This window comes from Escherichia sp. MOD1-EC5433, from assembly GCF_002966005.1.
Lineage (GTDB): Bacteria > Pseudomonadota > Gammaproteobacteria > Enterobacterales > Enterobacteriaceae > Escherichia > Escherichia ruysiae.
In genome coordinates this window covers 1-25,421 of sequence record NZ_PTRL01000008.1, presented here as the reverse complement: position 1 = coordinate 25,421, position 25,421 = coordinate 1, and the positions used below count along the sequence as shown (strand labels likewise).

Sequence of the window (25,421 nt, the reverse complement as noted above, 5' to 3'; positions counted from 1 at the left end):
GGGATGCGGCATGTGATGCCGCATCCGGCTTACATTCAAACTTACCCTTCGAAGAACCAATACCCGCTATTGACCAGCGCCGCGAGCATCGCGAGGAATGACGGATCTTCCAGCGCATCGCCAAAATTCTCGGCGGTCAGCACAATATTGCTGGCGAGCGCATCCAGCGCCGGACGGTGCGGAGAATCGATCTTTTCACCATTGGCGTATACATCATCACCAATGCGCAATACGCGCAGACCACCCAGACGAACCAGTACATCACCTTGTTTCAGCGCATCGTAGATTTCATCCGGTTGATAAGGCGGCTCTGGCGGCGCGATATCCAGTTCATGACGTGACTGGGAAATAAACTCGCCAAACCACTGTTTAAAGTGTTCCGGCTGGTTGATCAATTCGAGCATCATCTCACGCAGTTTATCCATCTCCTGCGGCAGAACATCAGCCGGATGGGCGCGAGGAGGGATATCCGGATCGCTGTAATAATTACCGCCCAGCTCACGTTGCAGCACATAATCGGCAAAACCGCTGATCAGCTCCCGCGTATTGGGCGCACGAAAACCGACAGAGTAGTTCATCGCATTTTCCAGCGCGTAGCCTTCGTGCGGGAATCCCGGTGGAATATAAAGAATATCGCCCGGCTCCAGTTCTTCGTCGATAATTGCTTCAAACGGATCGACCTGTAACAGATCCGGGTGCGGACAATGCTGTTTCATTTGCAGCTTTTCGCCGACCCGCCAGCGACGACGACCGGTGCCCTGGATAATAAACACGTCGTACTGATCGAGATGCGGGCCGACGCCACCACCAGGTACGGAAAATGAGATCATCAGATCGTCAATGCGCCAGTCCGGTAATTCACGGAACGGACGCATCAGCGCGGCGGTTGGTTCATGCCAGTGATTCACTGCCTGCACCAGCAATGACCAGTTGGTCTCACCGAGATGATCGTAGCTTTCGAACGGGCCGTGGCTGACCTGCCATTTGCCATCCTGGTGACTGACCAGTCGACTGTCGACTTCGCTTTCCATCGCCAGACCCGCCAACTCGTCTGGAGAGATTGGGTCAATAAAATTATTAAAGCCGCGTTTTAACACTACCGGACGTTTCTGCCAGTGGCGTTCAAGAAAATCGGGCCAGTTAAGGGTAAGTTGGTATTCCATGTTAAGCGTCCATAGGCGGGTATCTGCAACCGATTATAACGGATGCTTAACGTAATGCGTGAAGAAAGGGCATATTTATTCACTCTTTGGCGCAGAATGCTGGCGACCAAAAATCACTTCCATTCGTGCACCGCCGAGCATACTCTCTCCGGCGATGATTTTTCCGTCGTATTGTTCGGTAATTTCACGTGCGACTGCCAGACCAACACCTTGTCCTGGACGCAAGGTATCAACCCGTTGACCACGGTCGAAGACCACTTCACGCTTGCTTTTCGGGATACCGGGGCCATCATCCTCGACCACAATATAGAGATGATCATCGGTTTGTCTGGCTGAAATTTCGACAAACTCAAGACAGTATTTACAGGCGTTATCCAGTACGTTGCCCATCACTTCGACAAAATCATTCTGCTCACCCACAAAGCTGATTTCTGGCGAGATATCGAGGGAAATATTAACCCCTTTACGCTGATAAACTTTGTTCAGTGCTGAGGTGAGATTGTCCAGCAGTGGGGCGACAGGATGCAACTCGCGGCTAAGTAATGTACCACCGCGCATACTGGCGCGATGCAGGTAGTAGCCAATTTGCTGCGAGATGCGGCTGATTTGTTCCAGCATTACCGGCTCTGCTTCGCTGACGCTCATCTTCTCACTACGCATGGAACGTAGCGTACTTTGCAGCACCGCCAGCGGTGTTTTCAGACTGTGTGTCAGGTCGGTGAGCGTGGTGCGGTATTTGTCGTAACGTTCACGCTCACTTTTTAACAGTCGGTTCAGGTTACGTACCAGGCTGGTAAGTTCCCTCGTGGTGGTGGGGTTGAGCAGTTCCCGGTTGTGCTCCTCCAGTTCGCGGACTTCTTTTGCCAGGGCTTCGATAGGGCGTAAACTCCACCATGCGGCGACCCATAACAGAGGGATCACTAACAGCAGGTTGGCTGAAAGCACATAGACAAACCAGCTCCACACCATATAGGAACTTTTAAGCTCTACAGGGATGGTATCAACCACCACAATGGTTAACTTCGGCATCTGCGGCGTTGCCGGATAGATGTTTACTGCCACCGAGTGAGTCATCTCAGCGTCGTCGTCATCCTCCCGTACTTCCTGTAACTGTTGCTGTATAGAATGATCTTCACTCAGCAAGATGCTGGTATCGTTAACATCCGCTTCTATTTCATGGAAGCCATTAGATTTCAGCCAGTCAGGCTGGATCATTTTCATCAGCCAGGGAACGTCACGCTGCGCCCATAAAAGCTGCCCGTTCTCATCATAGATCAGTGTCATAGTAGGACTTTGCTTGTCGATATTTTCGGGCAATTCGACATGCAATTTGTTGTTTTCCCACTTCGCGAGGGTATAGAACAGGTTGCTCTCGCCACGTAACAGCCGAAAAGTGGTTTTATCGAAACTGACGCTATAACCGATCAGCGCGACCATCCCGTAGGCAAGCGAAAGCACCAGCACTACCGCTGCTGTTGCCAACAGAAAACGTACCCGTAGCGAGAGTGGGGAAAAAAGACGCAGTAATTTTTTCATCAGCGCAATTCGAACAGATAGCCCTGGCCGCGAACGGTGGTAATCACTTCTTGCGGATATTGCGCCTGAATTTTCTTACGCAGTCGGCCCATTAATACATCAATGGTATGGCTTTCCCGCAATTCGGCATCCGGGTAGAGCTGTAACATCAGCGAATCTTTGCTGACCACTTTGCCGTTATTACGGATTAGCGTTTCCATAATGGTGTATTCAAACGCGGTCAGTTTGATCACTTCGTCGTTAATGGATAATTCACGGCGGGAGAGATCAACCTGAAACGGTGGCAGTGAAATAACCTGCGAAGCCAGACCGCTATTACGCCGCATCAACGCCTGCATACGCGCCATCACCTCTTCAATATGAAACGGTTTGGTCACGTAATCATCAGCACCGGCACTTAAAACTTCGACTTTGTCCTGCCAGCTTTCACGGGCGGTTAATACCAGAATCGGTAGTGAAACATCATTGCTACGCCAGCGGCGGATCAGCGACAGGCCATCTTCATCAGGTAAGCCAAGATCGACAATGGCAATATCCGGTAAATGTTCATTGAGATAATAATCTGCTTCTTTGGCATCTTCTGCGTCATCGACCTGATGACCAGCGTCCTGAATCTGAACTTTAAGATGGTGACGTAACAACGCATTGTCTTCGACAACCAGTACGCGCATTTTTATTCTCCCTGTCTTAATTATTAAAATAGTGTAACGCGATTATGTGTTTATGGGAGTAAACATTAATTAAACCAGCGGGTAGGGGAGGTAATACAGGAAAAGATTAGCTTAAGAAGCAGGCCGGACAGCATCGCCATCCGGCCTTGACAGGGGATTATTTCAGCTCATCAACCATCGTGATGGCACGACCAATATAATTAGCCGGCGTCATCGCTTTCAGGCGCGCTTTCTCTTCTTCTGGCAACGCCAGACCGTCGATAAACTGCTTCATACCTTCGGCGTCAACGCGCTTACCGCGAGTCAGCTCTTTCAGCTTCTCATACGGTTTTTCAATGCCATAGCGACGCATGACTGTCTGGATCGGCTCAGCCAGCACTTCCCAGTTGTGATCCAGTTCATCCAGCAGATGGTCACGGTTCACTTCCAGTTTGCTCACGCCTTTGAGGGTAGACTGGTAAGCAATCAGTGCATAACCAATACCCACACCGAGGTTACGCAGCACGGTAGAATCAGTCAGGTCGCGCTGCCAGCGGGAAACCGGCAGTTTGCTTGCCAGGTGCTGCAATACCGCGTTGGAAAGCCCCAGGTTACCTTCGGAGTTTTCGAAGTCGATCGGGTTAACCTTGTGCGGCATGGTGGAAGAACCAATCTCACCAGCGATAGTTTTCTGTTTGAAGTGGTTAAGAGCGATATAACCCCAGACGTCACGGTCAAAGTCGATCAGGATGGTATTAAAACGCGCAACACAATCAAACAGTTCGGCGATGTAGTCGTGTGGCTCAATCTGGGTTGTGTACGGGTTCCACTGAATACCCAGCGAGGTGACGAACTCTTCGCTGAACTGATGCCAGTCAACTTCCGGGTAAGCGGCGATGTGGGCGTTATAGTTACCGACCGCACCGTTGATTTTGCCGAGGATCTCCACCTGGTTAAGCTGGCGGTACTGGCGTTCCATACGGTAGGCAACGTTTGCCATCTCTTTACCGATGGTTGACGGCGTGGCTGGCTGACCATGGGTACGGGACAGCAGCGGGATATCGCGATACTGAACGGCGAGATCTTTAATGCCATCAATCAGTTGACGCCAGTATGGCAGGATCACTTCATCACGCGCGGTTTTCAGCATTAATGCGTGGGAGAGATTATTGATATCTTCCGAAGTACAGGCAAAGTGAATGAATTCAGATACCGCGTGCAGTTCTGGGATATCTGCCACTTTTTCTTTCAGGAAATACTCAACCGCTTTAACGTCGTGGTTAGTGGTACGCTCGATGGTTTTGATGCGTGCAGCATCTTCTTCGCTGAAATTAGCGACGATTGCATCAAGGTAACCGATTGCGTCGGCAGCAAAAGCAGGAACTTCCTTGATCGCTGCGTGCGCGGCCAGTTTTTGCAGCCAACGTACTTCAACTTGTACACGGAATTTCAGCAAACCGTATTCGCTGAAAATCCCGCGCAGCGCGCTGACTTTATCGCCGTAGCGTCCATCGACAGGGGAAACGGCGGTCAGTGAGGATAATTCCATAGATCACAACTCCGGGGTTAAATGAGCAAGAATTTGTTTTGCCTGAGTGGTCAGGCGATTACGAGAAAACATCAGTTGCAGACGTCCACCGCCGACCTGGTGCCAGAGCACGGCGGCGCGAATGCCTGCCAGCAGGGTAGCGCGAACTTTCGCCTGCACCTGCGGGCTTTGCAATACAGCAGGGGAACCGGTGACCTGAATGCGCGGGCCAAGCGGGCTGATAACATCAACATAGATGGCAGCCATCGCGCTCATCAGCGTTTCGGACTGTAAATCGAAGTGTTCGAGCTGGCGTTGCAGGCCGTTAATCCGGTTACCCAGAGTGTCGAGCGCACCTTTGGCAGATGAAAGTTTACGCTCAAGCACCATCAGGCTAAGGGTGTAGCGGGTTAACTCAGCGTTCAAGCCCTGACGGCTGCTGGCATTGAGCACGCCGAGCAGGGTTTCCAGCCCGACGCGCAGGTTGGCTTCGCTACCGCCAAAAACCGCCAGCGTGGAGCTGGGGTTCATATCAATAATGCTGTTGAGTGAAACGTGTAGCGCATCGGCATCACAATGCCCCTGGTGAGCGAGTTGTTGCACCAGGCGAGCCGACTGACAAATACCGGCCAGGGCGAGGGTGATGTCATAGTAATTCTTTGCCACGTTCACTGCTTCCTTGTTTTAAGTAAAGAAAAAAATCAGACCGGCAGCGGCAGACGCTGCTCAATGATACCGCCACCGAGGCACACTTCACCGTTGTAGAAGACGGCAGACTGACCCGGCGTAACAGCGGCAACCGGCCCATCGAAAATCACTTCAATGCGATCGTCGTCCAGCGCCTTGACGGTGCACGGGATGTCGGTCTGGCGATAGCGGGTTTTCACCGTGCAACGCATAGTGCCGGTGAAGGGTTCACGATCGACCCAGTGCAACTGCTGGGCAATCAGCCCGACAGACATCAGACGTGGATGTTCATGACCCTGTGCGACAACCAGAATGTTGTTCTCGACGTCTTTATCGACGACGTACCACGGTTCTTCGGTGCCGTCTTTGGTGCCACCGATACCCAGACCTTTACGCTGACCGAGGGTGTGATACATCAGTCCCTGGTGTTCGCCAATTTCATCGCCATCAACGGTAATGATTTTGCCCGGTTGCGCCGGGAGATAACGACCCAGGAACTCGCGGAATTTACGTTCGCCAATAAAGCAGATGCCGGTAGAGTCTTTTTTCTTCGCGGTGACCAGACCAAGATCTTCTGCAATCTTACGCACCTGCGGTTTTTCCAGTTCGCCGACCGGGAACAGGCTTTGCGCAATCTGCTCATGGCTGAGCGTATAAAGGAAGTAGCTCTGGTCTTTATTGCTGTCCAGACCACGCAGCAGGCGGCTCTTGCCATCGACATCTGCCCGACGCACGTAATGGCCGGTAGCGATATAATCGGCACCTAAATCTTCGGCGGCAAATTCGAGGAAGGCTTTAAATTTGATCTCTTTGTTGCACAGAATATCCGGATTCGGCGTGCGACCGGCTTTATATTCGGCAAGGAACAGTTCAAAGACGTTGTCCCAGTACTCGGCAGCAAAGTTGACGGTGTGCAGTTCAATGCCGAGCTTGTCGCAGACAGCCTGGGCATCAGCCAGATCCGCTGCCGCCGTGCAATATTCCTCACCGTCATCTTCTTCCCAGTTCTTCATAAACAGGCCTTCGACCTGATATCCCTGTTGTTGCAACAGCCAGGCAGAAACGGAGGAATCGACACCGCCGGACATGCCGACGATTACTTTTTTTGCGGTTTCAGACATTGGATTACTCACGACATTGAACTTCAAGGCGGCGTATTCTATCACGCAGCCTTTTAGATGACACCCTTTGTAAAAGGCCAGTTAAAATCGCCAATCATCTCCAGCGGATAGCGTTGCCCGCTTTGATAACAACGAATACTTTCCGCCACCAGCGGCGAGCGCAGATTTGACGCCTGTAAAATTTCTTCGGCGCTGACCCAACGGCAGTAGTCGATATCGCTGTCATGAGGCTGGGTTGGGCATATTTGCTCAAGCTCAATGGCAAACAGGAAACGCAAAAACGGCGTTTTATCTGGCGCAATCCACTGATGCATACGAATAAAGTGTTGCGGTTGCGCGCTGATGCCGGTTTCTTCCCACAGCTCACGGGCGGCGGCTTCCACTAAGGTTTCATCTGCTTCCAGATGCCCGGCGGGTTGGTTCCATAACGCTTTACCATTAATCGTCTCTTCAACGACTAAAAATTTACCTTCTGCGTGCACCACGCAGGCAACGGTAACGTGCGGTTTAAACATTTTGCGTCCTTAATCTGTCGCTTCTCGCCATTCGCCATTGGCAAGATTATCCAAAGAGTAATCACCCATCGCATAGCGAATCAGTCGCAGCGTGGGGAAACCAACATGGGCGGTCATGCGGCGCACCTGGCGATTACGTCCTTCATATAAGGTGATCTTCAGCCAGCTGGTGGGAATACTTTTGCGTTCACGAATTGGCGGATTACGCGGCCATAACCACTCCGGTTCTTCAACCAGGTCCACACCTGCGGGCAGGGTAGGGCCATCATTTAAGGTTACGCCATTGCGCAAGGCTTCAAGTGCATCTTGTGTGGGAATGCCTTCCACCTGCACATAGTAGATTTTTCCGGTGCGTTTACCCGGCTGGGTTAAACGCGCCTGTAACGCGCCATTATTGGTCAGTACCAGTAACCCTTCGCTATCGCGGTCAAGACGACCTGCCGCATAAACGCCCTGAACCGGGATGAATTCTTTTAATGTTTTACGCCCGGCTTCATCGGTGAACTGCGGAAGAACATCATAGGGTTTATTGAACAGGATCACGCGCGTGGGCTGGTTTTCAGGTTTACGCCTGGTAGAACGTTGCGAGCTGAATCGCTTAACCTGGTGATTTCTAAAAGAAGTTTTTTGCATGGTATTTTCAGAGATTATGAATTGCCGCATTATAGCCTAATAACGCGCATCTTTCATGACGGCAAACAATAGGGTAGTATTGACAAGCTAATTACAAATCATTAACAAAAAATTGCTCTAAAGCATCCGTATCGCAGGACGCAAACGCATATGCAACGTGGTGGCAGACGAGCAAACCAGTAGCGCTCGAAGGAGAGGTGAATGGAAAGTAAAGTAGTTGTTCCGGCACAAGGCAAGAAGATCACCCTGCAAAACGGCAAACTCAACGTTCCTGAAAATCCGATTATCCCTTACATTGAAGGTGATGGAATCGGTGTAGATGTAACCCCAGCCATGCTGAAAGTGGTCGACGCTGCAGTCGAGAAAGCCTATAAAGGCGAGCGTAAAATCTCCTGGATGGAAATTTACACCGGTGAAAAATCCACACAGGTTTATGGTCAGGATGTCTGGCTGCCTGCTGAAACCCTTGATCTGATTCGTGAATATCGTGTTGCCATTAAAGGCCCGCTGACCACTCCGGTTGGTGGCGGTATTCGTTCTCTGAACGTTGCCCTGCGCCAGGAACTGGATCTCTACATCTGCCTGCGTCCGGTACGTTACTATCAGGGCACCCCAAGCCCGGTTAAACACCCTGAACTGACCGATATGGTTATCTTCCGTGAAAACTCGGAAGACATTTATGCGGGTATCGAATGGAAAGCTGACTCTGCCGACGCCGAGAAAGTGATCAAATTCCTGCGTGAAGAGATGGGCGTGAAGAAAATTCGCTTCCCGGAACATTGCGGTATCGGTATTAAGCCATGTTCGGAAGAAGGCACCAAACGTCTGGTTCGTGCAGCGATCGAATACGCAATTGCTAACGACCGTGACTCTGTGACCCTGGTGCACAAAGGCAACATCATGAAGTTCACCGAAGGTGCGTTTAAAGACTGGGGCTACCAGCTGGCGCGTGAAGAGTTTGGCGGTGAACTGATCGACGGCGGCCCGTGGCTGAAAGTTAAAAACCCGAACACCGGCAAAGAGATCGTCATTAAAGACGTGATTGCTGATGCATTCCTGCAACAGATCCTGCTGCGTCCGGCTGAATACGACGTTATCGCCTGTATGAACCTGAACGGTGATTACATTTCTGACGCTCTGGCAGCACAGGTTGGTGGTATTGGTATCGCACCTGGCGCAAACATCGGTGACGAATGCGCACTGTTTGAAGCCACCCACGGTACTGCGCCGAAATACGCCGGTCAGGACAAAGTTAACCCAGGCTCTATCATCCTCTCCGCTGAGATGATGCTGCGCCATATGGGTTGGACTGAAGCCGCAGACCTGATTGTTAAAGGTATGGAAGGCGCAATCAACGCCAAGACCGTAACCTATGACTTCGAACGTCTGATGGAAGGCGCTAAACTGTTGAAATGTTCAGAGTTTGGTGACGCGATCATCAAGAACATGTAATCTCTACATGTGTTAAATATTGAAACGGGCGTGTTATACGCCCGTTGTTTTATGAAGATGTAAAATCTTCCCCAAAACTTTCCCCAAAACCCTTCCCCAAAACTGGCTATTTTCTATGCTGTTTTAATATCTACGATAACCCAGTCTTTACCACGATCATCATTGTATCGGTCGGTCATTTTTCTGGATTTATGACCTAACAACTTTTGCGTATCCAGACCCTGTTCCCGATATAACCGTTCTGACAGAGATCGCTGCTCATGAAATGTGGGCGCAGTTCCTTGCTCCCATTTTATGCCACATTTTTCCCGGGCCTTTTTAAAAGCCGTTGTCAGAGTATTTGCAGAAACCTGGTCTCCTCTGTTTGCTTGAGAGGTAGTGTGACGGTAATGGACCAGATATTTACTAACAACAGCATCCCTGCACTGAGATATAACTTCACGAAGGGTAATATTCAGAGCATCGCATTTCAGGTTAAGCGGAATAGCAAGTTTTGAACCGGTTTTTTCCTGAGTAATGTGCAACATGTCGTCCCATATATCAGAGAATTTCAAATTGCAGATATCGCCTAAACGTTGTCCAGTAACAAGAGCAAGTAGCATGCCGCATTTTAAATAGGGCTGCCGTCTGCTTACGCTTTCAAATATTGCCTGCCATTCGGGCAGTGACAATCTTTGGCGGTTTACTCGATTTCGCGGTTGTTTTGTTGCCTGCGCTGGGTTAAATCCTGGCGGAACATGTCCTGCGTGTTGTGCTTCTTTGAAGACGTCGATCAACACCATTCTCACGACTTGCGCCATCCTGTTATGACCTTCAGCCTTTACAGCATCAATTATTTCGGCAATATCAAGTGCGGTAATATCCTTGAGGTGTTGCATTCCACAATGCTCACGGAAAAGACGAATGGGTTTGCCTTTTTGCCGATAGGAGTTGGGTCTTAGTTCATTATGTTGCAGCCTGTCCTCCTGGATAGAAATATATTTATCAAGCCATTCTGTCACCGTAATGTCTGAGCGCCTGCCTTTCATTCTTTCCAGACGCTCATTGACGCTTAATATTTGTCTGGTACGTTGTTCAGCAATAATGGTATTTGCTTCAGTAGCAACTTGTTTTGCTTCATTCTCATCAGTTCCTAAGCTATGAAAACGACCGGATAGTGGATGTTTGTATTGCCAATATACCTTTCCGGTTCGCTTATCTAATTTGCAATATAAATTAGGTATAGAGATTTTGTGAGATCGGGGTCTAGCAGCCATCAGCGATTATCCGTTGGAGTTTTGGGTTTGCGTTTATTAGGAGTTGCGGTTCTGCAAGCGTTCCTACAAAACGGGAATTTCGGTCAATCATCCAGTAGCGACCAACTTTTATAGCGGGTGGGGCCATCATTTTCCCTTGCGCGTATTTTTTCAGAACTCGCTCACTTGGTGCTAAGTCCCCAAATTCTTCTTTAGCCCAGTCCTGTAAAGTGATTAGTCGAGACATTTGTCCTCCTCTTAGCTGCTGAGGGAGTTTGTGACCGATATATCTGACATGATATTAAGCTCATGGCAGGTACATCTCTTGACTGGTCATAGAGATAAATTTAATGCTGAGAAATGCAGTATTGAATTTATCAATTTTTCTATTTCCTGCGTATGGCACGTAACTTCTTAATGTGTTCTGCCGTTTCGATCTCTTCTGCTATCCGATCTGCATCAGCTTTATTCACAGGTTCAAAGTCATGATTAAAGCGGAACATGCTGGCGATACATGTTCTGCCTTTTCGGATGTAGTGAACTTTGTTGTGGGTAGAACGCAGGATTTTGCAGGGAGTGCCGTGGTGGTCGACGTACCAGGTGTTAGGAAAAATGATTCTGAACATTTTTACACCTCAGTTGGACGATGTTGAAATTTGCTGCTTTGAGGCCATCACAGTCCCCATTGTTTGTTCTTAAGTTCGATCTCCTCCTGGCAACTTGCACAAGTCCGACAACCCTGAACAGCCAGGCGTCTTCGCTCATCTATCGGATCGCCACATTCACAACAATGAGTTGCGGATACAGTCTGATAGTTCAGACGACGCATTTTTATTGCTGTATTGCGCTGTAATTCTTCGATTTCTGATGCTGAATCAATGATGTCTGCCATCTTTCATTAATCCCTGAATTGTTGGTTAATACGCTTGAGGGTGAATGCGAACAATAAAAAAGGAGCCTGTAGCTCCCTGATGATTTTGCTTTTCATGTTCACCGTTCCTTAAAGACGCCGTTTAACATGCCGATCGCCAGGCTTAAATGAGTCGGTGTGAATCCCATCAGCGTTACCGTTTCGCGGTGCTTCTTCAGTACGCTACGGCAAATGTCATCGACGTTTTTATCCGGAAACTGCTGTCTGGCTTTTTTGATTTCAGAATTAGCCTGACGGGCAATACTGCGAAGGGCGTTTTCTTGCTGAGGTGTCATTGAACAAGTCCCATGTCGGCAAGCATAAGCACACAGAATATGAAGCCCGCTGCCAGAAAAATGCATTCAGTGGTTGTCATACCTGGTCTCTCTCATCTGCTTCTGCTTTCGCCACCATCATTTCCAGCTTTTGTGAAAGGGATGTGGCTAACGTATGAAATTCTTCGTCTGTTTCTACTGGTATTGGCACAAACCTGACTCCAATTTGAGCGAGGCTATGTGCCATCTCGATACTCGTTCTTAACTCAACGGGAGATGCTTTGTGCATACAGCCCCTCGTTTATTATTTATCGCCTCAGCCAGCCGCTGTGCTTTCAGTGGATTTCTGATAACAGAAAGGCCGGGAAATACCCAGCCTCGCTTTGTAATGGAGTAGACGAAAGTGATCGCGCCTACCCGGATATTATCGTGAGGATGCGTCATCGCCATTGCTCCCCAAATACAAAACCAATTTCAGCCAGTGCCTCGTCCATTTTTTCGATGAACTCCGGCACCATCTCGTCAAAACTCGCCATGTACTTTTCATCCCGCTCAACCACGACATAATGCAGTCCTTCACGCTTCATACGCGGGTCATAGTTTGCAAAGTACCAGGCATCTTTTCGTGTCACCCACATGCTGTACTGCACCTGGGCCATGTAAGCCGACTTTATGGCCTCGAAACCACCGAGCCGGAACTTCATGAAATCCCGGGAGGTAAACGGGCATTTCAGCTCAAGGCCATTGCCGTCACTGCATAAACCATCGGGAGAGCAGGCGGTGCGCATACTTTCGTCGCGATAGATGATCGGGGATTCAGTAACATTCACGCCGGAAGTGAATTCAAACAGGGTTCTGGCGTCGTTCTCGTACTGTTTTCCCCAGGCCAGCGCCTTAGCATTAACTTCCGGAGCCACACCGGTGCAAACCTCAGCCAGCAGGGTGTGGAAGTAGGACATTTTCATGTCAGGCCACTTCTTTCCTGAGCGGGGCTTTGCTATCACGTTGTGAACTTCTGAAGCGGTGATGACGCCGAGCCGTAATTTGTGCCATGCATCATCCCCCTGTTCGACAGCTCTCACGTCGATCCCGGTACGCTGCAGGATAATGTCCGGTGTCATGCTGCCACCTTCTGCTCAGTGGCTTTCTGTTTCAGGAATCCAAGAGCTTTCACTGCTTCGGCCTGTGTCAGTTCTGACGATGCGCGAATGTCGCGGCGAAATATCTGGGAACAGAGCGGCAATAAGTCGTCATCCCATGTTTTATCCAGGGCAATCAGTAGAGTGTTAATCTCCTGCATGGTTTCATCGTTAACCGGAGTGATGTCGCGTTCCGGCTGACGTTCTGCAGTGTATGCGGTATTTTCGACAATGCGCTCGGCTTCATCCTTGTCATAGATACCAGCAAATCCGAAGGCCAGACGGGCACACTGAATCATGGCTTTATGACGTAACATCCGTTTGGGATGCGACTGCCACGGCCCCGTGATTTCTCTGCCTTCGCGGGTTTTGAATGGTTCGCGGCGGCATTCATCCATCCACTCGGTAACGCAGATCGGATGATTACGGTCCTTGCGATAAATCCGGCATGTGCAGGATTCATTGTCCTGCTCAAAGTCCATGCCATCAAACTGCTGGTTTTCATTGATGATACGGGACCAGCCATCAACGCCCACCACCGGAACGATGCCGTTCTGCTTGTCAGGGAAGGCGTAAATTTCTTTCGTCCACGGATTAAGGCCGTACTGGTTGGCGACGATCAACAATGCGATGAACTGCGCATCGCTGGCATCACCTTTAAATGCCGTCTGGCGAAGAGTGGTGATCAGTTCCTGTGGGTCGACAGAATCCATGCCGACACGTTCAGCCAGCTTCCCTGCCAGCGTTGCGAGTGCTGTACTCATCCGTTTTATACCTCTGAATCAATATCAACCTGGTGGTGAGCAATGGTTTCAACCATGTACCGGATGTGTTCTGCCATGCGCTCCTGAAACTCAACATCGTCATCAAACGCACGGGTAATGGCTTTTTTGCTGGCCCCGTGGCGTTGCAAATGATCGATGCATAGCGATTCAAACAGGTGCTGGGGCAGGCCTTTTTCCATGTCGTCTGCCAGTTCTGCCTCTTTCTCTTCACGAGCGAGCTGCTGGTAGTGACGCGCCCAGCTCTGAGCCTCAAGACGATCCTGAATGTAATAAGCGTTCATGGCTGAACTCCTGAAAATGGCTGTGAAAATATCGCCCGCGAAATGCCGGGCTGATTAGGAAAACAGGAAAGGGGATTAGTGATTCAGGCCGTTACCGCGTCCGTCGAGAAAAACTTCCACGAGCAAATCACGGGTATAAGTGCGCTCGATGCCGCGATGCAGATAAAGCCGTCCGCGTAAATTAGCTGATGCAGTCCAGGTACCATCTTTGTGTTTGACCAGCATTCCTGGCATGACCGCACCTCGATTAACGGTCTGCGTTCCGTAATGTTGATGAACCATAAAAACTCCTGCCCGTAAGCTGGGCTGCTGAACATATAGAGACTTCTGCGCGTATTCAGGCGGTGGATGGCCGCCGGTTGTCATAACTAAGCCGCCTCGTTGAAGCGACTAAGGTATGAAATGTTGAGTTAATTTCAGCTGGTCACACCGACGTTCACGCGTCCGCTTCACCCCTCGCACTCCCCGGAGCCTGCTGAAATTCAAGCTGCGGATCTAAGCGGTCATCGCAACGGTGAATCAGGTGGTTGCCGTATCGTTGTGTTGTTGCGATATGGTGATAATAGCTATTGCTATTGGTGATATCAATACTTATTGCTATTGACTAATGTGTTTTGATATTAAATGTTTGATAGCAAAAAGAATTAATTTTGTGACTTGCATCGCATAGCGATAACTGAAGCAGGGGTGTGGTGGTTTTTTGAGCGGTGTGTGATGAGGGGAGGGGACAAAAGAAAACCCGGCACGGTGGCCGGGTTATTAATTAAATTAGTCAGTTTTTTCTACTGTAACATAGAGGCAGCATTCAGCATCTTTTCGTAATATGAACGCATGTCTTCTTTGCTATATGCGTTGATAAGATTATCAGCGTGTTTTTCCAGTAGATTTAGCTGCTGTTTTGCTGACTTTTCTTGTGCTGTCGTTTCAGCGGCAAAAATTACAAATGAATCAATATTTGAATTGTATAATTCGTAGGCTTTAGTAATTGTTAAAACACTTATCGCAGCTTCACCCATTTGTTTTTTTATATTTTCAGAACGAAAATCTAATGTTTCTGTAAGATGGTATTTGCCATTTTTTAACAAAAAATCTGCAACTAACCCTTCTTCATTACTAATTGGATAATTAGCTACGATTTTATGTTGGGAAAGATCTTCAAAATACTTACTGAAAATTCCATGTTGTATAAAGGTGGATTTTAATTCAGAAAAAACCTTTTTTTTCAACTGTTTATGTGGCTGTTTTTGTGGGTTTACTAACCGATTCATTAGATCAGTAACTTTAGCTTCGTAATCTTCGTTGGCTTGAAGAGTGAACATGCCAAATGACGATAACGATAATGCTCCCTTAAAAAGACAAGGAAGAAGTTCAGCATTGTTGATTTTTTGTGACAAATCAAAAAGCGAGGTCGAAAGATCCTCTAAGTAATCTAAGGTAAGATCTTTGTCAATCGCTTTAAGTTTTGAAACTGAATTGAGCATACGTACGTCTATGTCAGAGTCATGGTAAACGATCAAACCAACGTTAATCGTTTCACCTTTCTCTAAGTTCGGTGTAACTCTGATTAAGCTGTATTTGAAAGTTTTCAAGATGTTATCTCCAGTCTTATGGCATTTAGCCTATCGATTCGCTCCTCGCTGTCCCACCACTTCAAAAAATACTCCTTATGCATTGGTGGCATCCATGCTTCAGGCATAGAGTTAAGTATATCAGATATAGCCTCAACTCCAATTTTTTCAATTTTGTCAAGGACAGATAATGCGCACTTTCTCAGATCATCAGTGTCGCCAATGAATTGTTTAGCAATCGTCCAGTTTGTTGTTGTACTGGAGTCTGTTGGTAGTATATGAGGGGTATTTCGTGGCCAGCCTATAACAAAAGAGCTTAGACTAAAATCGAATGTTTTAACTATAACATTGCCTCGGGTGTTTTCCATGTATAAGTAGTTGTTGAGGTGTCTGTCAATGTTATATACAAACTGATCAAATGCATAAATTGCCCAGAGTTGCTTCTTTAAGGATTCAGAAGCATTTGAGAGCAAATTTATCCATTGAGGACTATTGAGACCAGATTTCCAGGCTGAAAACTCTATGCGAGAGCCAAAAACATACTCCCCATTAGCAATACACTTGAGAATTTTGCACACAGGTGTAGCGATGCCGCATTTTTCAGCTAAATTTGTGCAAAACCATTCCGCTGCCGGTACTTGAGTTGGGTTTTGTACAGGAAAAGGTGGGGTGGAGCGCATGCTTTTAACTGCATATTCCATTTCATCAGTGGCAATAGCGAAACCAGAAAGGTGTGCTGTGCCTAAGCTTGAAGGTGTATATTCATGAAATTCTAATTCAAACAAACTTCCTTGCTCTGGTTTCACTTCATCAGTGTTTGGCTCTTGTTCTTTCGTCATCAACTTTTTTCCCCAAATCGAAGACATGCGGACCTCTTAAATTTGAACAACATCATAATGATTAGCTAATCCGCTACCCATGCTTCCTATACGTCTGCGGCATGCTCCCAATAACCTTACCGAAGATGAACACCCGGTTCATCTCGTCTTTCTCGATCGGGTCCCACGGTGAGTAGCTCTTGTTATCAGAGATAACCAGCAGCTTATCCTTCATCATTTGCAGACGCTTTACATGGGCTGTGTCGTCGTACAGAAACGCATAGATACCATCACCGTCGAAAGATTTAACCGTGATATCAACGAACAGCAGATCACCTGGTTCGATCGTTCCTGACATGCTGTCACCACGCACGTTAATGATGCGGATATTTTCCGCCTTCCTGCCATCGAACATGTGACGAGCATCGTCAAACGAGTACTCAACCGAGCGTAGAACTTCTACAAACTCACGGTTGATTACACCCGGCCCGGCACTGACTTCTATATCAAGAACGTCAATTTTGAAGTATTTGGAATGGCTGACAGCAGGCTTCCCTGATTGTTGACCGTCATTTCTCATCGGGCCTATGCCTGATGAGAGCCATTCTGTTCGAACACCCAATGCATTAGCTATTTCAACAATTTTTGTTGAGCCGCGCGCGTTGCCGCTTGTCAGTCTCCAGATTGTGGGTTGAGCTACGCCAGACGCCTTTGCAAGAGCGCCTTGAGACATTCCAGATTGTTCCATCGCTAGGTTTAAGCGATCAGCAAGAGTTTCTTTTTTCATAAGTTTTAATTTATACGCTTGCGTATTGATGGTCAAAACACGTTTTGCTATTGCTTGGATTAATACGCATTGCTATTATTCATTCATTGCAATACCAATAGGAATTGATAATGACAAATCAAACCATTCAACTCGCAATCAGTATTACAGGTAGTCAAAAACGACTGGCAGATCTATGCGGTGTAGCCCAACCCACTGTTTGGCGTTGGCTACACGGTGGCGGAATTGATGCCCGCTATGTAATGAAAATTGTCTCAGCCACTGGTGGAAAGATTAAACCAGCAGATATTCGTCCCGACCTCGCACCATTGTTTAACGCGAGTAATTCTGCCGCCTAAACTGCGGCGTTAACTGATAAGGCAATGACTATGCAACCACTTACATACCAACAGACTAGCGGATTTATCCCGACTGCGGTGATAAATCGTTCTCAAATAAAACAGGTGCCAGGCCACGAAAAAATCCGTGATGCCATCCGCGCCTGGTCGGCTGTAGATAATCAGGATGTCGTTGCCGCACTCATTGTGAATGAGTATCGAGCACAGGGCGGCGGCACTATCGATTTTCCTGATGATGTCAGTCGTGCACGCCAGAAGCTGTTCCGCTTTCTCGATAACAAATTCGATTCTGAAAAATACCGAAATAACGTGCGTGAACTGACTCCAGCAATTCTGGCAGTACTACCGCTGAAATATCGCGGCCACCTGGTTGAGCAGGATAGCTTCATGGCTCGGCTGGCTGAAATGGAAAAGGAACTCAGTGAGGCAAAACAGGCTGTCATTCTCAACGCACCACGCCACCAGAAACTGAAGGAGATGAGTGAAGGCATTGTGTCGATGTTTCGTGTGGACCCGGATTTGGCTGGTCCACTGATGGCGATGGTCACCACCATGCTGGGGGCAATATGACAGGTTCAGAAATGGCGAAAGCCGGTCTGCGCGAACAGAACCGACTTTCAGGTGCAAATCGTAACACACTCATTGCGGGAGGAATTATGGCAAACACTGCTGAGATATTCAATTTTCCAGTGCCGGATGTGGCACAAAAGGAGCCGCGCGTGGCAGATCTCGATGATGGTTATACGCGCATTGCAAATGAGTTGCTGGAAGCTGTGATGCTGGCCGGATTAACACAGCACCAGCTTCTGGTCTTCCTGGCTGTCATGCGCAAAACATATGGCTTTAATAAAAAACTGGATTGGGTGAGCAACGAGCAACTTTCCGAATTGACCGGGATATTGCCGCACAAGTGTTCTGCTGCAAAAAGCGTTCTGGTAAAGCGTGGGATTCTTATTCAGAGCGGGCGGAATATCGGCATTAATAATGTGGTCAGTGAATGGTCAACATTACCCGAATCAGGTAAGAAAAATAAAGTTTACCTGAAAGAGGTAAATTTACCTGAATCAGGTAAGAAAAGTTTACCCAAATCAGGTAAAGGCGTTTACCCGAATCAGGTAAACACAAAAGACAAACTAACAAAAGACAATATAAAACCTTTTTCGTCCGAGAATTCTGGCGAATCCTCTGACCAACCAGAAAACGATCTTCCTGTGGAGAAACCAGATGCTGCAATTCAGAGCGGCAGCAGGTGGGGGACAGCAGAAGACCTGACCGCCGCAGAGTGGATGTTTGACATGGTGAAGACCATCGCGCCATCAGCCAGAAAACCGAATTTTGCAGGGTGGGCTAACGATATCCGCCTGATGCGTGAACGTGACGGACGTAACCACCGCGACATGTGCGTGCTGTTCCGCTGGGCATGCCAGGACAACTTCTGGTCCGGTAACGTGCTAAGTCCGGCCAAACTCCGCGACAAGTGGACCCAACTCGAAATCAACCGTAACAAGCAACAGGCTGGCGTGACAGCCGGAAAATCAAAACTCGACCTGACAAACACTGACTGGATTTATGGGGTGGATTTATGAAAAACATCGCCGCACAGATGGTTAACTTTGACCGTGAGCAGATGCGCCGGATCGCCAACAACATGCCGGAACAGTACGACGAAAAGCCGCAGGTACAGCAGGTAGCGCGGATCATCAACGGTGTGTTCAGCCAGTTACTGGCAACTTTCCCGGCGAGCCTGGCTAACCGGGACCAGAACGAACTGAACGAAATCCGCCGCCAGTGGGTTCTGGCTTTCCGGGAAAACGGGATCACCACAATGGAACAGGTTAACGCAGGAATGCGCGTAGCCCGTCGGCAGAATCGACCATTCCTGCCATCACCCGGGCAGTTTGTCGCCTGGTGCCGGGAAGAAGCATCCGTTACCGCCGGACTGCCAAACGCCAGCGAGCTGGTTGATATGGTTTACGAGTATTGCCGGAAGCGTGGCCTGTATCCGGACGCAGAGTCTTATCCATGGAAATCAAACGCGCACTACTGGTTGGTTACCAACCTGTACCAGAACATGCGGGCCAATGCGCTGACTGACGCGGAATTACGGCGTAAAGCTGCCGATGAGCTGACCTGTATGACCGCGCGAATTAACCGTGGTGAGGCGATACCTGAACCAGTAAAACAACTTCCTGTCATGGGCGGTAGGCCTCTAAATCGTGCACAGGCTCTGGCGAAGATCGCAGAAATCAAAGCGAAGTTCGGACTGAAAGGAGCAACTGTATGACGGGCAAAGAGGCAATTATTCATTATCTGGAGACGCACAAGAGCTTCTGTGCGCCGGACGTTGCTGCGACAACAGGTGTGACATTAACCAGCATAAATCAGGCTGCGGCAAAAATGGCGCGGGCAGGAATCCTGGTCATTGATGGTAAGGTCTGGCGAACGTTTGTTTAACGGTTAGCTACTCAGGATGATAGGGCGGGGCAAGTGAGTATGAAGCGGATTTTCAGGAATGCCATCAGAGTTTGGAAATAAAGTGGGTTTTCTAGTGGCAAGAGACTTGATAATATTTAGTTCTTTAAATCCAAGGAGATAGGGTTATGAGAAAATTTATTATAGCCTTTGTCATAAGTGCCTCGTTTACTGCAAATGCTGGTGTAGAGAAGTTAGGGCCGTGGATAACAAAGTCTGAGATAAATAAAATGACTGACCAGACTGACTTTGTGGCTCTTAATTTATCACCAGATTCATATAACAAAGCAGGTACTGATCGTGCAACTTCACTGGTGTTGCGTTGTAGTGATAACAAAACAGATGCCTATTTATCATTCAATGATTATATGGGTTCGGACAACCCAAGAATTACAGTGCGGTTAGATGGCGGAAAGCCGGTCAAGAGTGCTTGGGGAGGTGGGGAAGGCGGTGATTCTGCATTTGCTCCACAACCAATACAATTTATAAAGACCTTGGCTAAGCATAAAAAAGCTATTTTTGGGTTTGAACCTTATGGATCAACTATGCAAGTAGTTGAGTTTGACTTGTCTGAGATTGATAAGGTTGTGGAAAAAATTTCACAGTCTTGCAATTGGAAATGACAAAAAAATTTCATATGAACCCAGTTGGCGCTGGGTTTTTTATTTCAGTAGCCAATAATGCATTCAAAATCTCTTACTTGAGAAACGGCCTATTTGAGATTTCAGTCGTGGCAGGATGATCAGTTGATTCGAGTATTGACGCATTTGCGTTCGGAGCGATTACAGTAGATTGTAAATAATAATGAGAAACACATAGCCACATAGCCACCCCGTGGTATTGAAACCATATAATGTTGGATTTGAAAACAGATCTTTTCCCATGTATTAATAACTACATCCCCGCGAGTGATTCAAAAAGGAGGGCCCAATTTTGTCCGAGTTTTTGTATTCCCCCGCATGCCGCTGCGGAGCACTACATCTGAGTGTCTGACTAGGGGATAAAATTAGACTGGATAGTGAGAAGAAAGTGGCGCGCTAGGCTGTGCCGAGTGCTACCAGTACACCTTGGGGGTGTGCAGCTTTCGCCGAGACTGTAGTGGGTATCGGTTAATGCACGAAAAACCGAGAGGTCAGACAACCAATTTGCCGTAGGATTGTTTCCGGTGCGATACCGGTCTACTAACTGAAAGCAATGCGAAAAAGCATAAACTCGGTCCTTCAGTCGCCCTACACACTATTTACTAAGAAGGGCTGAAGCATGGATACAATTATTACATGGATGGGAGATCGTCTGTTGGGGGGGACACAAAAATCCGATCTGCAGCAGATGGCGATCACTGGATTAACTTCCGCGATTTGTTCAACAATTTTGTACACTGAAAAATTAAAACATGGTGAGCCTATTAACCCAAACGAAGAAGAAAAACTTTATAGGCTTTGGTATGAAGGAAACGCTTGAAAGAATAAAGCACAATTAAAACCTTTGATTTGCGATAATCAACTTGCCATAATTAAGTAATCGGAGCCTGAACAACTCCGGTGACTTCTGCGCTAAACGGGGACGTTTATGCGCACATACAATCCAAACTATCTTCTCCTTTCACAGATGCAGAAATGCACCTGCAATTCTTTGCATCCAGCGTTTGACCTCTGCGGAGGTGAAGCGTGAACCTCCCACAAGACGGCATCAAATTGCATCGTGGTAACTTCACTGCTATCGGTCAGCAGATCCAGCCTTATCTGGAGGACGGCAAATGCTTTCGCATGGTGCTTAAACCGTGGCGCGAGAGACGCAGTCTTTCCCAGAATGCACTCAGCCACATGTGGTACAGCGAAATCAGTGAATACCTCATCAGCAAGGGTAAAACGTTCGCCACTCCAGCTTGGGTAAAAGATGCTCTCAAACACACATATCTCGGTTATGAAACCAAAGACCTGGTTGATGTCGTAACCGGTGAGATCACCATTATCCAGTCGTTACGCCATACCTCCGATCTTGATACCGGAGAGATGTATGTCTTCCTGTGTAAGGTTGAAGCCTGGGCGATGAATATTGGTTGCCACCTGACTATTCCACAGAGCTGCGAGTTCCAGCTGCTGCGCGACAAGCAGGAGGCGTAATGGCTACACCGCTTATTCGTGTCATGAACGGACACATCTACAGAGTACCAAATCGTCGTAAGCGTAAACCTGAGCTGAAGCCATCCGAAATACCAACACTGCTCGGATATACCGCCAGCTTGGTTGATAAAAAATGGTTGCGACTGGCAGCAAGGAGGAGTCATGGCTGATTTGAGAAAAGCAGCGCGTGGTCGGGAATGCCAGGTAAGAATCCCTGGCGTATGTAATGGCAACCCTGAAACGTCTGTACTGGCACATATCCGGCTGGCTGGATTGTGCGGCACCGGTATTAAACCGCCAGACCTGATTGCCACCATTGCATGTTCTGCCTGTCACGATGAGATCGACCGTCGCACGAATTTTGTTAACGCTGGATATGCAAAAGAATGCGCGCTGGAAGGTATGGCGAGAACGCAGGTTATCTGGCTGAAAGAGGGGGTAATTAAGGCGTGAATACTTACCACATCACACTACCCTGGCCGCCGAGCAATAACCGCTACTACCGCCATAATCGCGGGCGCACACACATCAGCGCAGAAGGGCAGGCATACCGCGATAACGTCACCCGAATCATTAAAAACGCAATGCTGGATATCGGCCTGGCTATGCCAGTGAAAATCCGTATTGAGTGCCACATGCCGGATCGCCGTCGCCGTGACCTGGATAATCTGCAAAAAGCCGCTTTTGACGCACTCACCAAAGCAGGTTTCTGGCTGGATGATGCTCAGGTCGTTGATTACCGCGTTGTGAAGATGCCTGTTACCAAAGGTGGGAGGCTGGAACTGACCATCACCGAAATGGGGAATGAATGATGTTTGAGTTTTATATGGCAGAACTTCTTCGCCACCGCTGGGGGCGTCTGCGCTTATATCGTTTCCCCGGTTCTGTTTTGACCGATTACCGAATACTGAAGAATTACGCCAAAACCCTGACAGGAGCAGGAGTATGAAGTCAGAGATAACAATCAACTAATACTGTTTTGTTGATTTTTGCTTGTAATTGGCGTTCTGGTCTGATTTTTGTGGAGTAAGTTGATGCGTGATATTCAGATGGTTCTTGAGCGTTGGGGAGCGTGGGCGGCTAATAATCATGAAGATGTGACCTGGTCGTCCATTGCCGCCGGTTTTAAGGGATTAATTCCTTCAAAAGTAAAATCTCGCCCACAATGTTGTGACGATGACGCGATGATCATTTGCGGGTGCATGGCCCGTCTGAAAAAGAACAACAGCGATTTGCATGATTTATTGGTGGACTATTATGTCGGCGGCATGACTTTTATGGCGCTTGCACGTAAGCATGGGCGATCTGATTGTTGGGTTGGCAGGATGCTCCAGAAAGCTGAGGGCGTAGTGGAGGGTATGCTGATGGTGTTGGATCTCCGATTGGAGATGGATGCTGATTGTTCGAAATAATTAAAGGAAAAGTTGCTGTCTGATTGTCATTAGTCTAACATTTTAAATGTTGGAATCGCAACGTAGTTATTATCATATAACAGCTTGTTTCCTGATTTAGCCAGCCTCCCCAAAGGCTGGTTTTTTTCTAATAAGTATCATTTCGGGTAGGGATTTTATTGTTTAACCCATAATAATTCATTGACATTGAATCCCAACTTTTGAGCGGTTCGCACATAGTCTGCTTTTACTTTATCTGGAATAGTTGAGGTCCTTGCCAGAATCCATAGGTATTCTCTGTTCGGACCACTGACAAGAGCATACTTATACTCATCATCCAGTTTGATTACATTATAGCCACCATAGAAGGGGCCAAAAAACGAAACCTTCAACGCTGCAGTTTTAGTATCTCCAGTAAAGTATGCTTTACCTTCGCTCTCGCTCCATTTATTTTTCGTTGGATCGTATCCACGGTTAAGTACACGAATCCCTCCGTCGTTCCGTTTTCCATAAGTAGCGCTGACCTGTTCCAGACCACGTTCGAACCGGTTCTCGAGGCGAGCTATTTCATACCATTTTCCGAGGTAGCGGTTGGCGTCAAAATTTGTAATCGGCTGCACACCTTTAGGTGGTGTCGGGGCCTTACATGCTATAAGAGTGAAAGAGAGCGCAATGCCAGTCAACACAGGCCATAACTTCATAATAAATCCTGTACTTTTGATAGTTGAGAGTAAGTATGAAAGATAGATGATTACGACCGATCACTTAAAGAACTTTCATACTATATTAGGAATAGTCCATAACAGAAAAATTGTCAGTGATGACGCCAGAAAGGCAATTTATTCCGTGCACTACACAGTTTATGTGTTAATGAATTAGTCAAGGGGGAGGATATGATAAAAAAACCTGTGATTGGAATCAGCGGTTGTTTGGCCGGTTCTGCTGTTCGTTTTGATGGTGGTCACAAAAGAGCTGACTTTTTAATGGACAAATTAGTGGAATGGGTAACATTCAGACCAGTATGTCCGGAAATGGCTATAGGGCTGCCAGTTCCGCGTCCTGCTCTACGTCTTGTGCGCTCGACGCAAGGAAATATACGGATGTGTTTCAGCCACGACCAGAATGAGGATGTGACAGAGAGAATGACAGAGTTTAGTCGTTCTTATATGGACAAATTAAAGGATGTATCGGGGTTTGTGGTTTGTGCTAAATCTCCCAGCTGTGGCATGGAGCGCGTGCGTGTCTATGATGAAAATGGTAATCGAGGTCGTAAAGATGGAGTGGGACTATTTACGAGCACTTTGATGGAAAAGTTTTCCTGGCTACCGGTTGAAGAGGATGGGCGATTACATGATCCAGTGCTTCGTGAGAATTTTGTTGAAAGAGTTTTTGCTTTGCATGAGCTCAATCACCTTTACAAGGAGAAATTATCAAGAAGAGAGTTATTGGCTTTTCATAGTCGTTATAAGCTTCAGTTGTTGGCGCATAGTCAGACAGGCTATAAAGATATGGGACCATTTGTGGCTGCAATACACGAGTGGGCGGATCTTGAATCATACTTTGAGGTGTATCGTGATAAGCTGATGGCGATTCTCAGAAAACCTGCATCACGTAAAAATCACACGAATGTGCTGATGCATATACAGGGGTATTTTAGTAACTACTTAAGTACACGCCAGCGTAAAGAGTTGAGCGAGGTTATACTTAACTATCGTTCTGGCACATTACCTCTTCTTGCGCCGTTGACTCTGCTGAAGCATTATCTGGGTGAGTATCCTAATGATTACTTGCTTACACAGAATTACTTCGATCCCTATCCGGACGAACTGGCTCTAAGACTGATGGTAAATTAATTGTATGCGATATCATCCAAAAGGATGAGTTCCTGCATACAGGATATTTACAATCGTAAAAACTACACTATGATACCCAGAGTGTCAGTTTGTATAAAAACTCTGTTTACGCTGAAGAAACCATTGAGATGCAACTTAAATTTGGTAAACATGCCAGTCAA

38 protein-coding genes and 1 pseudogene are annotated in these 25,421 nt (G+C 47.7%); 16 read left to right on the top strand and 23 right to left on the bottom strand.

The window, feature by feature from the left end; translation table 11 throughout:
- Positions 1–41 precede the first annotated feature (41 nt).
- From roxA to rluE, 8 genes are all read right to left on the bottom strand, one after another.
- Entirely contained in the window at positions 42–1,163 is a 1,122-nt protein-coding gene (gene roxA / locus C3D30_RS16040; protein ID WP_000456504.1) for a [50S ribosomal protein L16]-arginine 3-hydroxylase, read from the bottom strand.
- Positions 1,164–1,238: 75 nt separating this feature from the next.
- On the bottom strand, positions 1,239–2,699 hold the full coding sequence (gene phoQ, locus C3D30_RS16035; protein ID WP_000735426.1) for a two-component system sensor histidine kinase PhoQ: 1,461 nt from the start codon (positions 2,697–2,699) through the stop codon (positions 1,239–1,241).
- Positions 2,699–3,370, bottom strand: a complete 672-nt coding sequence (gene phoP, locus C3D30_RS16030; protein ID WP_001265481.1) for a two-component system response regulator PhoP — start codon at positions 3,368–3,370, stop codon at positions 2,699–2,701. Before phoP ends, phoQ begins: the two co-directional genes overlap by 1 nt.
- Positions 3,371–3,527: 157 nt before the next feature.
- Positions 3,528–4,898, bottom strand: a complete 1,371-nt coding sequence (purB, locus tag C3D30_RS16025; protein WP_105284879.1) for an adenylosuccinate lyase — start codon at positions 4,896–4,898, stop codon at positions 3,528–3,530.
- 3 nt (positions 4,899–4,901) lie between these two features.
- Complete coding sequence (gene hflD, locus C3D30_RS16020) at positions 4,902–5,543, bottom strand: high frequency lysogenization protein HflD (RefSeq protein ID WP_001297479.1); 642 nt, start codon at positions 5,541–5,543, stop codon at positions 4,902–4,904.
- 35 nt (positions 5,544–5,578) lie between these two features.
- Entirely contained in the window at positions 5,579–6,685 is a 1,107-nt protein-coding gene (mnmA, locus tag C3D30_RS16015; protein WP_105287118.1) for a tRNA 2-thiouridine(34) synthase MnmA, read from the bottom strand.
- Positions 6,686–6,738: 53 nt separating this feature from the next.
- The gene (gene nudJ / locus C3D30_RS16010; protein WP_016158089.1) at positions 6,739–7,200 is read right to left on the bottom strand and encodes a phosphatase NudJ; all 462 of its coding nucleotides are present in this window, start codon (positions 7,198–7,200) and stop codon (positions 6,739–6,741) included.
- Positions 7,201–7,209: 9 nt separating this feature from the next.
- The gene (gene rluE / locus C3D30_RS16005) at positions 7,210–7,863 is read right to left on the bottom strand and encodes a 23S rRNA pseudouridine(2457) synthase RluE (RefSeq protein WP_001248701.1); all 654 of its coding nucleotides are present in this window, start codon (positions 7,861–7,863) and stop codon (positions 7,210–7,212) included.
- 171 nt (positions 7,864–8,034) lie between these two features.
- Here rluE and icd point away from each other — a divergent pair, with 171 nt between their 5' ends.
- On the top strand, positions 8,035–9,285 hold the full coding sequence (icd, locus tag C3D30_RS16000; protein WP_000444487.1) for an NADP-dependent isocitrate dehydrogenase: 1,251 nt from the start codon (positions 8,035–8,037) through the stop codon (positions 9,283–9,285).
- 113 nt (positions 9,286–9,398) lie between these two features.
- Here icd and C3D30_RS15995 read toward each other — a convergent pair whose 3' ends face one another.
- The 14 genes from C3D30_RS15995 to C3D30_RS15925 form a co-directional block, all read right to left on the bottom strand.
- Complete coding sequence (locus tag C3D30_RS15995; RefSeq protein ID WP_000741339.1) at positions 9,399–10,541, bottom strand: site-specific integrase; 1,143 nt, start codon at positions 10,539–10,541, stop codon at positions 9,399–9,401.
- A complete protein-coding gene (locus C3D30_RS15990; RefSeq protein WP_000088652.1) occupies positions 10,531–10,767 on the bottom strand; it encodes an excisionase in 237 nt (78 codons plus the stop codon). Before C3D30_RS15990 ends, C3D30_RS15995 begins: the two co-directional genes overlap by 11 nt.
- Positions 10,768–10,906: 139 nt before the next feature.
- On the bottom strand, positions 10,907–11,146 hold the full coding sequence (locus C3D30_RS15985) for a DUF4222 domain-containing protein (RefSeq protein ID WP_000488406.1): 240 nt from the start codon (positions 11,144–11,146) through the stop codon (positions 10,907–10,909).
- Between the two features lie 47 nt (positions 11,147–11,193).
- Positions 11,194–11,412: a TraR/DksA family transcriptional regulator gene (locus tag C3D30_RS15980; RefSeq protein ID WP_000763385.1), complete on the bottom strand. Its 219-nt coding sequence runs from the start codon at positions 11,410–11,412 to the stop codon at positions 11,194–11,196.
- A 98-nt stretch (positions 11,413–11,510) separates the two neighbouring features.
- Complete coding sequence (locus C3D30_RS15975; protein ID WP_000188870.1) at positions 11,511–11,726, bottom strand: hypothetical protein; 216 nt, start codon at positions 11,724–11,726, stop codon at positions 11,511–11,513.
- A gap of 76 nt (positions 11,727–11,802) precedes the next feature.
- Entirely contained in the window at positions 11,803–11,994 is a 192-nt protein-coding gene (locus tag C3D30_RS15970) for a DUF1382 family protein (protein ID WP_000548537.1), read from the bottom strand.
- The gene (locus tag C3D30_RS15965) at positions 11,967–12,149 is read right to left on the bottom strand and encodes a DUF1317 domain-containing protein (protein WP_105270523.1); all 183 of its coding nucleotides are present in this window, start codon (positions 12,147–12,149) and stop codon (positions 11,967–11,969) included. The genes C3D30_RS15970 and C3D30_RS15965 overlap by 28 nt, the downstream gene beginning before the upstream one ends.
- A complete protein-coding gene (locus C3D30_RS15960) occupies positions 12,146–12,826 on the bottom strand; it encodes a lambda exonuclease family protein (RefSeq protein WP_000186848.1) in 681 nt (226 codons plus the stop codon). Before C3D30_RS15960 ends, C3D30_RS15965 begins: the two co-directional genes overlap by 4 nt.
- Complete coding sequence (gene bet / locus C3D30_RS15955; RefSeq protein WP_000100847.1) at positions 12,823–13,608, bottom strand: phage recombination protein Bet; 786 nt, start codon at positions 13,606–13,608, stop codon at positions 12,823–12,825. Before bet ends, C3D30_RS15960 begins: the two co-directional genes overlap by 4 nt.
- Positions 13,609–13,613: 5 nt before the next feature.
- Positions 13,614–13,910 (bottom strand): host-nuclease inhibitor Gam family protein, encoded by a 297-nt coding sequence (locus C3D30_RS15950; RefSeq protein WP_020241285.1) that lies wholly within the window; start codon positions 13,908–13,910, stop codon positions 13,614–13,616.
- Positions 13,911–13,985: 75 nt separating this feature from the next.
- Positions 13,986–14,192 carry a phage encoded cell division inhibitor protein gene (locus tag C3D30_RS15940; protein ID WP_000233576.1) on the bottom strand — a complete coding sequence of 69 codons (207 nt, stop codon included), beginning with the start codon at positions 14,190–14,192 and terminating at the stop codon, positions 13,986–13,988.
- Positions 14,193–14,692: 500 nt separating this feature from the next.
- Entirely contained in the window at positions 14,693–15,499 is an 807-nt protein-coding gene (locus C3D30_RS15935) for a DUF3037 domain-containing protein (protein ID WP_000846934.1), read from the bottom strand.
- Positions 15,496–16,317, bottom strand: coding sequence for a hypothetical protein (locus tag C3D30_RS15930; protein WP_238145712.1), 822 nt, complete (start codon positions 16,315–16,317; stop codon positions 15,496–15,498). The genes C3D30_RS15935 and C3D30_RS15930 overlap by 4 nt, the downstream gene beginning before the upstream one ends.
- 73 nt (positions 16,318–16,390) lie before the next feature.
- Positions 16,391–17,083 carry an XRE family transcriptional regulator gene (locus tag C3D30_RS15925; RefSeq protein ID WP_001295669.1) on the bottom strand — a complete coding sequence of 231 codons (693 nt, stop codon included), beginning with the start codon at positions 17,081–17,083 and terminating at the stop codon, positions 16,391–16,393.
- Between the two features lie 110 nt (positions 17,084–17,193).
- On the opposite strand from C3D30_RS15925, the gene C3D30_RS15920 reads away from it, so the two are divergent.
- The 14 genes and pseudogenes from C3D30_RS15920 to C3D30_RS15855 all read left to right on the top strand — a co-directional run bounded on the left by C3D30_RS15920 (position 17,194) and on the right by C3D30_RS15855 (position 23,428).
- Complete coding sequence (locus C3D30_RS15920; protein ID WP_000184665.1) at positions 17,194–17,421, top strand: helix-turn-helix domain-containing protein; 228 nt, start codon at positions 17,194–17,196, stop codon at positions 17,419–17,421.
- Between the two features lie 30 nt (positions 17,422–17,451).
- Positions 17,452–17,991, top strand: a complete 540-nt coding sequence (locus C3D30_RS15915; RefSeq protein ID WP_001182866.1) for a toxin YdaT domain-containing protein — start codon at positions 17,452–17,454, stop codon at positions 17,989–17,991.
- Positions 17,988–19,007: a replication protein gene (locus C3D30_RS15910; RefSeq protein WP_105287117.1), complete on the top strand. Its 1,020-nt coding sequence runs from the start codon at positions 17,988–17,990 to the stop codon at positions 19,005–19,007. Before C3D30_RS15915 ends, C3D30_RS15910 begins: the two co-directional genes overlap by 4 nt.
- Complete coding sequence (locus C3D30_RS15905) at positions 19,004–19,705, top strand: replication protein P (RefSeq protein ID WP_000788917.1); 702 nt, start codon at positions 19,004–19,006, stop codon at positions 19,703–19,705. The genes C3D30_RS15910 and C3D30_RS15905 overlap by 4 nt, the downstream gene beginning before the upstream one ends.
- Positions 19,702–19,970, top strand: a pseudogene (locus C3D30_RS20880) (protein ren). The gene C3D30_RS15905 and the pseudogene C3D30_RS20880 overlap by 4 nt, the downstream one beginning before the upstream one ends.
- Before the next feature lie 51 nt (positions 19,971–20,021).
- Positions 20,022–20,516 carry a type VI secretion system-associated protein TagO gene (locus tag C3D30_RS15895; protein ID WP_001224616.1) on the top strand — a complete coding sequence of 165 codons (495 nt, stop codon included), beginning with the start codon at positions 20,022–20,024 and terminating at the stop codon, positions 20,514–20,516.
- Between the two features lie 637 nt (positions 20,517–21,153).
- The gene (locus C3D30_RS15890) at positions 21,154–21,354 is read left to right on the top strand and encodes a hypothetical protein (protein ID WP_000379696.1); all 201 of its coding nucleotides are present in this window, start codon (positions 21,154–21,156) and stop codon (positions 21,352–21,354) included.
- Between the two features lie 108 nt (positions 21,355–21,462).
- Complete coding sequence (locus tag C3D30_RS15885; protein ID WP_074152891.1) at positions 21,463–21,564, top strand: hypothetical protein; 102 nt, start codon at positions 21,463–21,465, stop codon at positions 21,562–21,564.
- Positions 21,561–22,016: a DNA base-flipping protein YbcN gene (gene ybcN, locus C3D30_RS15880; RefSeq protein WP_105287116.1), complete on the top strand. Its 456-nt coding sequence runs from the start codon at positions 21,561–21,563 to the stop codon at positions 22,014–22,016. Before C3D30_RS15885 ends, ybcN begins: the two co-directional genes overlap by 4 nt.
- A complete protein-coding gene (locus C3D30_RS15875; protein WP_000224915.1) occupies positions 22,016–22,186 on the top strand; it encodes a protein NinE from lambdoid prophage DLP12 in 171 nt (56 codons plus the stop codon). Before ybcN ends, C3D30_RS15875 begins: the two co-directional genes overlap by 1 nt.
- Entirely contained in the window at positions 22,179–22,469 is a 291-nt protein-coding gene (locus C3D30_RS15870) for a DUF1364 domain-containing protein (protein ID WP_001516219.1), read from the top strand. Before C3D30_RS15875 ends, C3D30_RS15870 begins: the two co-directional genes overlap by 8 nt.
- Positions 22,466–22,828: a crossover junction endodeoxyribonuclease RusA gene (gene rusA, locus C3D30_RS15865; RefSeq protein WP_001099521.1), complete on the top strand. Its 363-nt coding sequence runs from the start codon at positions 22,466–22,468 to the stop codon at positions 22,826–22,828. The genes C3D30_RS15870 and rusA overlap by 4 nt, the downstream gene beginning before the upstream one ends.
- A complete protein-coding gene (locus C3D30_RS15860; RefSeq protein WP_000971070.1) occupies positions 22,825–22,965 on the top strand; it encodes a YlcG family protein in 141 nt (46 codons plus the stop codon). The genes rusA and C3D30_RS15860 overlap by 4 nt, the downstream gene beginning before the upstream one ends.
- An 85-nt stretch (positions 22,966–23,050) precedes the next feature.
- Positions 23,051–23,428: an antiterminator Q family protein gene (locus C3D30_RS15855; RefSeq protein WP_001204777.1), complete on the top strand. Its 378-nt coding sequence runs from the start codon at positions 23,051–23,053 to the stop codon at positions 23,426–23,428.
- A gap of 155 nt (positions 23,429–23,583) precedes the next feature.
- Here the strand turns inward: C3D30_RS15855 and C3D30_RS15850 are convergent, their stop codons facing one another.
- Positions 23,584–24,108, bottom strand: coding sequence for a lipocalin family protein (locus tag C3D30_RS15850; RefSeq protein ID WP_000780582.1), 525 nt, complete (start codon positions 24,106–24,108; stop codon positions 23,584–23,586).
- Between the two features lie 192 nt (positions 24,109–24,300).
- Between C3D30_RS15850 and C3D30_RS15845 the strand changes: the two genes are divergently transcribed.
- Positions 24,301–25,260: a YbgA family protein gene (locus tag C3D30_RS15845; protein WP_000592547.1), complete on the top strand. Its 960-nt coding sequence runs from the start codon at positions 24,301–24,303 to the stop codon at positions 25,258–25,260.
- Positions 25,261–25,421: the final 161 nt, after the last annotated feature.

Coding starts and splice junctions, on each gene's coding strand:
- C3D30_RS15860 (WP_000971070.1), top strand. CDS start 22,825: ATGATGTTTGAGTTTTATATGGCAGAACTTCTTCGCCACCGCTGGGGG.
- mnmA (WP_105287118.1), bottom strand. CDS start 6,685: ATGTCTGAAACCGCAAAAAAAGTAATCGTCGGCATGTCCGGCGGTGTC.
- C3D30_RS15975 (WP_000188870.1), bottom strand. CDS start 11,726: ATGACACCTCAGCAAGAAAACGCCCTTCGCAGTATTGCCCGTCAGGCT.
- C3D30_RS15950 (WP_020241285.1), bottom strand. CDS start 13,910: ATGAACGCTTATTACATTCAGGATCGTCTTGAGGCTCAGAGCTGGGCG.
- C3D30_RS15920 (WP_000184665.1), top strand. CDS start 17,194: ATGACAAATCAAACCATTCAACTCGCAATCAGTATTACAGGTAGTCAA.
- C3D30_RS15965 (WP_105270523.1), bottom strand. CDS start 12,149: ATGACGCATCCTCACGATAATATCCGGGTAGGCGCGATCACTTTCGTC.
- C3D30_RS15905 (WP_000788917.1), top strand. CDS start 19,004: ATGAAAAACATCGCCGCACAGATGGTTAACTTTGACCGTGAGCAGATG.
- C3D30_RS15890 (WP_000379696.1), top strand. CDS start 21,154: ATGGATACAATTATTACATGGATGGGAGATCGTCTGTTGGGGGGGACA.
- purB (WP_105284879.1), bottom strand. CDS start 4,898: ATGGAATTATCCTCACTGACCGCCGTTTCCCCTGTCGATGGACGCTAC.
- roxA (WP_000456504.1), bottom strand. CDS start 1,163: ATGGAATACCAACTTACCCTTAACTGGCCCGATTTTCTTGAACGCCAC.
- phoP (WP_001265481.1), bottom strand. CDS start 3,370: ATGCGCGTACTGGTTGTCGAAGACAATGCGTTGTTACGTCACCATCTT.
- C3D30_RS15870 (WP_001516219.1), top strand. CDS start 22,179: ATGGCTGATTTGAGAAAAGCAGCGCGTGGTCGGGAATGCCAGGTAAGA.
- C3D30_RS15895 (WP_001224616.1), top strand. CDS start 20,022: ATGAGAAAATTTATTATAGCCTTTGTCATAAGTGCCTCGTTTACTGCA.
- C3D30_RS15985 (WP_000488406.1), bottom strand. CDS start 11,146: ATGTTCAGAATCATTTTTCCTAACACCTGGTACGTCGACCACCACGGC.
- bet (WP_000100847.1), bottom strand. CDS start 13,608: ATGAGTACAGCACTCGCAACGCTGGCAGGGAAGCTGGCTGAACGTGTC.
- C3D30_RS15980 (WP_000763385.1), bottom strand. CDS start 11,412: ATGGCAGACATCATTGATTCAGCATCAGAAATCGAAGAATTACAGCGC.
- C3D30_RS15875 (WP_000224915.1), top strand. CDS start 22,016: ATGGCTACACCGCTTATTCGTGTCATGAACGGACACATCTACAGAGTA.
- C3D30_RS15850 (WP_000780582.1), bottom strand. CDS start 24,108: ATGAAGTTATGGCCTGTGTTGACTGGCATTGCGCTCTCTTTCACTCTT.
- C3D30_RS15910 (WP_105287117.1), top strand. CDS start 17,988: ATGACAGGTTCAGAAATGGCGAAAGCCGGTCTGCGCGAACAGAACCGA.
- C3D30_RS15990 (WP_000088652.1), bottom strand. CDS start 10,767: ATGTCTCGACTAATCACTTTACAGGACTGGGCTAAAGAAGAATTTGGG.
- C3D30_RS15970 (WP_000548537.1), bottom strand. CDS start 11,994: ATGCACAAAGCATCTCCCGTTGAGTTAAGAACGAGTATCGAGATGGCA.
- phoQ (WP_000735426.1), bottom strand. CDS start 2,699: ATGAAAAAATTACTGCGTCTTTTTTCCCCACTCTCGCTACGGGTACGT.
- C3D30_RS15855 (WP_001204777.1), top strand. CDS start 23,051: ATGCGTGATATTCAGATGGTTCTTGAGCGTTGGGGAGCGTGGGCGGCT.
- rluE (WP_001248701.1), bottom strand. CDS start 7,863: ATGCGGCAATTCATAATCTCTGAAAATACCATGCAAAAAACTTCTTTT.
- C3D30_RS15885 (WP_074152891.1), top strand. CDS start 21,463: ATGCGCACATACAATCCAAACTATCTTCTCCTTTCACAGATGCAGAAA.
- C3D30_RS15845 (WP_000592547.1), top strand. CDS start 24,301: ATGATAAAAAAACCTGTGATTGGAATCAGCGGTTGTTTGGCCGGTTCT.
- C3D30_RS15940 (WP_000233576.1), bottom strand. CDS start 14,192: ATGGTTCATCAACATTACGGAACGCAGACCGTTAATCGAGGTGCGGTC.
- C3D30_RS15930 (WP_238145712.1), bottom strand. CDS start 16,317: ATGACGAAAGAACAAGAGCCAAACACTGATGAAGTGAAACCAGAGCAA.
- C3D30_RS15925 (WP_001295669.1), bottom strand. CDS start 17,083: ATGAAAAAAGAAACTCTTGCTGATCGCTTAAACCTAGCGATGGAACAA.
- icd (WP_000444487.1), top strand. CDS start 8,035: ATGGAAAGTAAAGTAGTTGTTCCGGCACAAGGCAAGAAGATCACCCTG.
- C3D30_RS15915 (WP_001182866.1), top strand. CDS start 17,452: ATGCAACCACTTACATACCAACAGACTAGCGGATTTATCCCGACTGCG.
- nudJ (WP_016158089.1), bottom strand. CDS start 7,200: ATGTTTAAACCGCACGTTACCGTTGCCTGCGTGGTGCACGCAGAAGGT.
- C3D30_RS15995 (WP_000741339.1), bottom strand. CDS start 10,541: ATGGCTGCTAGACCCCGATCTCACAAAATCTCTATACCTAATTTATAT.
- C3D30_RS15960 (WP_000186848.1), bottom strand. CDS start 12,826: ATGACACCGGACATTATCCTGCAGCGTACCGGGATCGACGTGAGAGCT.